A 7074-nucleotide genomic window follows, 5' to 3' on the forward strand; every position below is an offset into this window, starting at 1 on the left:
TAGGAGCTTTTTGGTTTAATTTTAGTAATTTGGTTTTTATAAAATTCTTAAAAAAATATGTCTTCAATTATTGAAAAAGCTGAAAATTTTGTTTTAAAGTTATTTAAAGAGGAGCTACCAAATACTTTTATTTATCACAATTTTACGCATACTAAACGTGTGTTTAAAAGTACGAAAGAAATTATTGAAAACACTGAAATAAACGTTAATGAGAAAGAAATATTACTGTTAGCAGCTTTATTTCACGATACAGGCTACACTAAAACCAGAGAAGGGCATGAAGAAGAAAGTGTGAAAATTGCAACACAATTTTTAACCAATGAAAAAGTTAATCCAAATATAATTGAAGGTGTAAACAAATGCATCATGGCTACTAAGTTTAGAGAAATTCCAAATTCTAAATTAGGCGAAATTATTTGTGATGCAGATACTTCTCATTTTGCTAAGAAATATTTTAATGAAGCTAGCGAGTTTTTAAGAAAAGAATATGAAATTCAAGGTATTAGAACATATACAGCTAAAGAATGGAGAGTTGAAAATATTGAAGTTTTAGGCCAAAAACATCGTTATTACACACCTTATGCTATTAAACATTGGCAACTAGAAAAAGATAGTAATTTAGCCAAATTGATTAAAAAGAAAAAAAAGAGCAAAGCTAAAGATAATAAAGAAAAACTAAAAGCTAAATATAAAGAGCAGTATAAAAACGAGAGTCCAGAACGTGCCATTCAGTCTTTTTACAGAACAGCTTTAAAAAACCATATTAAATTAAGTGATATTGCAGATACCAAAGCCAATATTTTATTATCTGTAAATGCTATTATTATTTCTGTAGTTTTAGCCAACTTAATTTCTAAATTAGACACTAACCCTTATTTAATATGGCCAACAGTAGTATTCACGTTATTTAGTGTTGTTTCTATGGTAATGTCTATAATTGCCACACGTCCAAATGTTACAAGTGGACAGTTTACTAAAGAAGATGTAATAAACAAAAAGGTAAACCTAACTTTTTTTGGTAATTTTCATAAAATGGAACTTAAAGAATTTGAATGGGCCATTAAAGAAATGATTAGTGACAAAGATTACATCTATAACACGTTAACTAAAGATTTGTACTTTCTAGGAAAAGTTCTTGAACGCAAGTATAAATTATTAAGAATTACTTATACCGTTTTTATGATAGGCATTATAGTATCTTTAATATCTTTTGGAATTGCAGTTAAAAATAATCCAAGAGCTAACTTTGAAGATGTACTAGAAACTAATGTTCAAGTACAGCCTACTTCTATTCTTAATAAAGAAGTATATAAAAGTTAAGCTTTAATCTCATTCATTAAATCATTGTAAGTATAAAACTGTTTATTGTCCTTTTTAGATTTGCTGTATAAAATCTCAACACGCAATGCCTTTAAACCTGTAACACCTTGAAGATCTTCAAGTTCTAAAACCTCAACATTATCTCCTAAAACATGTTTAAACTGTAAAAAGTTTATGTATTCTAAGTATTCTATTTCATCTGCTTTTTGAGAATATACAATAGTTAATTTACCTTCCACAGTAGCGCGCTCATTTGTGCCTTTTATATTGGCTTTGTCCACACGTTTTTTTACCACCTCGTATCTAGCGTTATAAGTACCATCTACATCAAAATGTTTCTCGTCCATTCTAAAACGTATAGATAACGGTTGATTAAAAACTAAAATCATAGAAGCAACATCAAGAGAAACAGGATATTTACTTCGCTTGTTATAATAGCTATTTTCCATATCGCACATAACCTGCAATTGCCATAATCTTAAATTATACAAATACATGTTATTAAACGAATTCTCTTTAGTAATATCTTCTCCAATATACATGTTGTGCTCTACACCATCGGTTTTAAAACGCTCGAAAAAGTGTGGATACATTTTCTGTGCTTCAATTTGCTTTTTATCAATTAAAGAAGACATGTTTTTATTGATGAGCATAATGGTGTCATCATATTTTTTTCTATAGTTATAGACCACTCCTAAGTCTTTATCTATTTTAGAAAAATAATCCTTTATATCTTGCTTTAAAATAGAGTTGCTTTTTAATTTAAATTTTAAAACAGAATCTAGTTCATTTTTAAAAAATGCTGTGATTTTTTGCTCACTATCTACTTTAAAATCTGTATTTATTTCTTCGGAAAACTTTTCAATTTGAAATTTTAATTTTTCGTAAACCGGAAGTTTTTCATTACCAAAACCTTTGTCTATAATTTTCTTTACTAATAGTAACTGAAGTAATAAATCTTTCTGTGTTGCTTGATTTCTAGCATTAGACGAGCCTTTTACATCCATTTGCCCAAATAAAGGATAAACATCTCTAAATATAATTTTTCCAAAAGTAGCATTATCACCACGCTCACTACTATCTAGCATAAACTGTCTTGCTGCTTTCTCGAATTTCCAATGTACACTTGGATGTATAGCAGTACATTCGCTTTGAATGATTGCTTGAATTAAGTTTGCTTCATGAATTTTCGAACGTTTAACTGCCTCGTAAATAAAAGGCATAACATCTACTAACTTGTTAGCAACAATACTATTTAAAGCGTGCTTTTTGGTAGAGACTAATTCTAGTATACCCAATAAGTTTTCTCCATCTGCAATAGGTGCTAAAATTGCGCTTTTGTATCCTTGATTATAAAGCACTTTTACCTGTGGCACTTTACCTTTAGACTTATTATAATACAGTTCTAAATCTGAATTTGAATAAAACACCTTATCATCAAATATTGTTTTGTAAGAATTATGACAAAAAACAGCTTCACAGGCTAAACTGGAGTTTAAATCTAAAAGAAGACTTTGAATTCCTGCATCTGGAACCTGCATTAACAATTGTTCTCTTTCATTAAAAACTGAAAAACCAACGTCTAAATCTTGCATCCCAAGAAAAGAACGAAAAATTTCTTTAAAGCTGGACATAAAACGTTTGTCTCTTTGCTTATCACTTACTATTAAACTAGATTTAATATTAGAAATCGATTGGTCTGCTGTGATATCCACAATATTAGAAATCACAAATCCTTTAGCTATATAACTATTAGGTGGAAATTTCTCTTTCCAAAGTGCTATATCTTCAAAATTATCTAGTAATTTTTTATAGTCTTCCTCAGTAATTTCTGGTGTATTATCTTTCTTTATAACCTCTATAAAATCTGCATTGTATAAAATCTTGTAATAGCGGATAATACCATTAGTATCTGGTATTTGGTAATATAATGGTCTGCTAAAATTGGCAGAATAACCGTAATATGCTTTTAATATAACATTACATGCAATAATGTATTTATCATTATCAGGCATGTTTTCAATTTCTATTTCGTAATCGTCTCCAGCAGCTTCAAGAATAGTTTTAAAACGTTGAGAAGAATTAAAAATCATATTATGAAAAGGAACAGTTGCTGTTTTAATTTCATTTTTAGTTAACACTTGACTAAAAGAATCTTGAAGAATAATATTAATCTCTTTTTCGTACGTTTTCAAATAAGACAGATCACTAAAACCTTCTCTAAGTAAAGGACTATTTTCTTGAGTTTTAAGAACTCTACGTGCTTTAGCAGCAAGGAATTCATCCTCGTTTTTTTCTAACTCTTCATAGTAGTTCAATAACTTATTGAAACCTATTTTAAGGTCGAAGGGCAGTGTTATGTTATTGTTTATATCTTGCATGACTATTAAAAGTAAGCAAAATTAGGCATTTAGGTTGGTAAATCAATTATAATTAACACACTCAATCTACAATTAAAATAAAAACTAAAAAAGCTCCTCTAAAAAGAGAAGCTTTTTGTTTGTACAGGCGGAGAGACTCGAACTCTCACACCTCGCGGCACTAGATCCTAAGTCTAGCGTGTCTACCAATTCCACCACGCCTGCAACTTATACCGATAATTTCGGATTGCAAATATAAACAATAGTTTGAATATTCATAATAACCTTAAATAAAATAATTTCCTTTTTGTACTTTTACATAAACTCAATTTATATAAATGAAAAATATAAAATCTTACGTACAAGAAAATAAGCAACGTTTTCTTGACGAACTTATAGAGCTACTTAAAATACCATCAATAAGCGCAGACTCTGCTTATAAAGAACATACTGTAAAAACAGCAGACGTTGTCGCTAAAAGCTTAACAGATGCAGGTTGCGATGTTGTAGAAATTTGTAAAACAGAAGGCTACCCAATTATCTACGCACATAAAATAATAGATAAAAACCTACCAACCGTTCTAGTTTATGGACATTACGATGTGCAACCACCAGATCCATTAAACTTATGGACCTCTCCACCTTTCGAGCCTGTTATTAAAACAACAAAATTACATCCAGAAGGTGCTATTTTTGCACGTGGTGCTTGCGATGATAAAGGTCAAATGTACATGCATGTAAAGGCTTTAGAGTTTATGACGACTCAAAACCAACTACCATGCAACGTTAAGTTCATGATAGAAGGTGAAGAAGAAGTAGGCAGCGTAAACCTCGCTAAGTTTGTAAAACAAAATCAAGACAAACTAAGTAACGATGTAATTTTAATTAGCGACACAGGAATGATAGCTAAAGACGTACCATCTATAACAACCGGATTACGTGGTTTAAGCTACGTAGAAGTAGAAGTTACAGGACCAAACAGAGATTTACACTCTGGTTTATATGGAGGTGCAGTTGCAAACCCAATAAACGTGCTAACCAAAATGATAGCATCGCTTCACGACGAAAACAACCACATTACCATTCCTGGTTTTTACGATAATGTAGAAGAACTTTCTAAAGAAGAACGCGCACAAATGGCAAAAGCGCCATTTTCGTTAGAAAATTATAAAGAAGCTTTAGACATAGATTCCGTCTATGGAGAAGCAGGTTACACAACTAACGAGCGCAACTCTATTCGCCCAACCTTAGACGTTAACGGCATTTGGGGAGGCTACACAGGAGAAGGCGCAAAAACAGTTATTGCAAGTCAAGCATTTGCAAAAATATCTATGCGTTTAGTACCAAATCAAGATTGGGAAAACATAACAGCATTATTTAAAAAACATTTTGAAAGCATTGCTTCAAAAGGCGTTACCGTAAAAGTAACACCACATCATGGCGGACAAGGTTACGTAACACCAATAGATAGTATTGGCTATAAAGCTGCCAGTAAAGCCTACGAAGAAACGTTTGGCAAAACACCAATTCCACAACGTAGTGGTGGCAGTATTCCTATTGTAGCTTTGTTCGAGCAAGAACTAAAAAGCAAAACCATTTTAATGGGCTTTGGCTTAGATAGTGACGCTATCCATAGTCCAAACGAACATTTTGGAGTTTGGAATTACTTAAAAGGCATTGAAACCATTCCAGGTTTTTACAAACATTTTACAGAATTATCTAAATAATTTTTTGGGTGTAACCACCTTTTGCTTTTAAAGAGCTAAAGGTGGTCGCGTCATCCATTATATCTTTATTTTGCCATATATGGCAGCAAAATAAAGGATGCCATTTCTACCGCTTACACAACCACTCAAAAGTGAAAAACCAACATTTAAGGCACGTTCTAGAACTTACATTCGCTACGCTTTTAATAAGTACATCTGGCGCATTAGGTAAATTTATAGACATGCCAGCTCCAGTAACTATTTGGTGGCGAAGCACATTAGCCATGTTGTTTTTATTACTTTTCTGCAAGTACAAAAAAGTAAGTCTTAAAATTCAATCTAAAAAAGATTTAAGTGCCTTTATATTCAGTGCTTTATTTATGGCAGCACATTGGATAACTTACTTTATAGCCTTACAAAGTTCTACTGTAGCTATTGGCATGTTAGCCTTATTTACCTTCCCAATAATGACCGCCTTTTTAGAGCCTTTGTTTTCTAAAACAAAGTTCGATTATGTCCATCTACTTTTAGGTGCAATGGTGCTTTTAGGTATTTACATATTATCACCAGCATTAGATATTGAAAGCGATGCAGTAAAAGGTATTCTGTTTGGTTTACTTTCAGCCTTTTGTTATGCCATGCGTATTTTAATACTCAAGCAATATGTAACCAAATACAATGGCAGTAGCCTCATGTTTTTTCAATTACTAATTATGAGTATTGTATTAATGCCAACACTATTCTTGTTAGACACCTCTAATATTAGCACGCAATTTCCTTATGTTATTATTTTGGCATTGGTAACAACTGCTATAGGACACACATTATTTGTAAAAAGCTTAAAACATTTTAAAGTAAGTACAGCAAGTATTATTGGAAGTTCTCAACCAGTTTTTGGCATTATTATCGCCTTTTTCTTTTTAAACGAAATTCCCACCTTAAATACTTTTTTAGGAGGCTCTCTTATTCTAGCTACTGTAATAGTTGAAAGTTTAAGGTCTAGAAAAAATAGACGCTAAAAATATATAGATTCTTCAGTCGTACCTCTTTCTGAATGACAAAACACAAAAAATCTGCTCTACATTTGTAGAATTGATTTATTTGTTCTACATTTGTAGAGAATAATCTAAACTTGTAGAACATGCAGCTTACAAAAACTGAAGAAGATTTAATGAATTACCTCTGGAAACTTGAAAAAGCGTTCATGAAAGATTTGCTTGAAGCCTATCCAGAACCAAAACCTGCAAATACAACGGTTGCTACACTTTTAAAACGCATGAACGATAAAGGTTTTATTGCCTATAATTTGTTTGGGAACTCGCGTGAGTATTATCCGCTAGTTAAAAAAAAAGACTATTTCTCTAAACACGTTAACGGATTGATTAAAAATTTCTTTAACGATAGTAGTTCGCAATTTGCTTCTTTTTTTACAAAAGAAACCAATTTGTCTAAACTAGAATTACAAGAGCTTCGTGCAATAATAGATACCGAAATTAAAAATAAACCTCATTAGCAAATTTAAAATAGAATTCCTATCTTATTATAGAGGTTCAATGAGACATAAAATAAATATCAACGAATTAATTAATCATGGAAATTATACTCTTAAAATCCGCAGCCTGTTTAGCGATATTAATGGTTTTCTATAAACTACTTTTAGAGAACTTGGTCATTCATAAATTTAAACG

At 31.3% G+C, this 7074-nt stretch carries 5 protein-coding genes and 1 tRNA gene; 4 read left to right on the forward strand and 2 right to left on the reverse strand.

What is annotated here, in order from left to right:
- The first annotated feature begins 57 nt into the window (after positions 1 to 57).
- Positions 58 to 1320, forward strand: a complete 1263-nt coding sequence (locus Q0C58_RS07800; RefSeq protein ID WP_290699664.1) for a Pycsar system effector family protein — start codon at positions 58 to 60, stop codon at positions 1318 to 1320.
- Here the strand turns inward: Q0C58_RS07800 and Q0C58_RS07805 are convergent.
- Positions 1317 to 3701, reverse strand: a complete 2385-nt coding sequence (locus Q0C58_RS07805) for a GAF domain-containing protein (RefSeq protein WP_290699666.1) — start codon at positions 3699 to 3701, stop codon at positions 1317 to 1319. The genes Q0C58_RS07800 and Q0C58_RS07805 overlap by 4 nt on opposite strands.
- A 122-nt stretch (positions 3702 to 3823) precedes the next feature.
- Positions 3824 to 3905 (reverse strand) — tRNA-Leu (locus Q0C58_RS07810).
- A 113-nt stretch (positions 3906 to 4018) separates the two neighbouring features.
- On the opposite strand from Q0C58_RS07810, the gene Q0C58_RS07815 reads away from it, so the two are divergent.
- The 3 genes from Q0C58_RS07815 to Q0C58_RS07825 all read left to right on the forward strand — a co-directional run bounded on the left by Q0C58_RS07815 (position 4019) and on the right by Q0C58_RS07825 (position 6899).
- Positions 4019 to 5407 carry a dipeptidase gene (locus tag Q0C58_RS07815; RefSeq protein WP_290699668.1) on the forward strand — a complete coding sequence of 463 codons (1389 nt, stop codon included), beginning with the start codon at positions 4019 to 4021 and terminating at the stop codon, positions 5405 to 5407.
- 131 nt (positions 5408 to 5538) lie between these two features.
- Positions 5539 to 6405 (forward strand): DMT family transporter, encoded by an 867-nt coding sequence (locus tag Q0C58_RS07820; protein ID WP_290699670.1) that lies wholly within the window; start codon positions 5539 to 5541, stop codon positions 6403 to 6405.
- Between the two features lie 122 nt (positions 6406 to 6527).
- Complete coding sequence (locus Q0C58_RS07825) at positions 6528 to 6899, forward strand: BlaI/MecI/CopY family transcriptional regulator (RefSeq protein ID WP_290699672.1); 372 nt, start codon at positions 6528 to 6530, stop codon at positions 6897 to 6899.
- Positions 6900 to 7074: the final 175 nt, after the last annotated feature.

The organism is Lacinutrix sp., assembly GCF_023299985.1.
Classification (GTDB): domain Bacteria; phylum Bacteroidota; class Bacteroidia; order Flavobacteriales; family Flavobacteriaceae; genus Lacinutrix.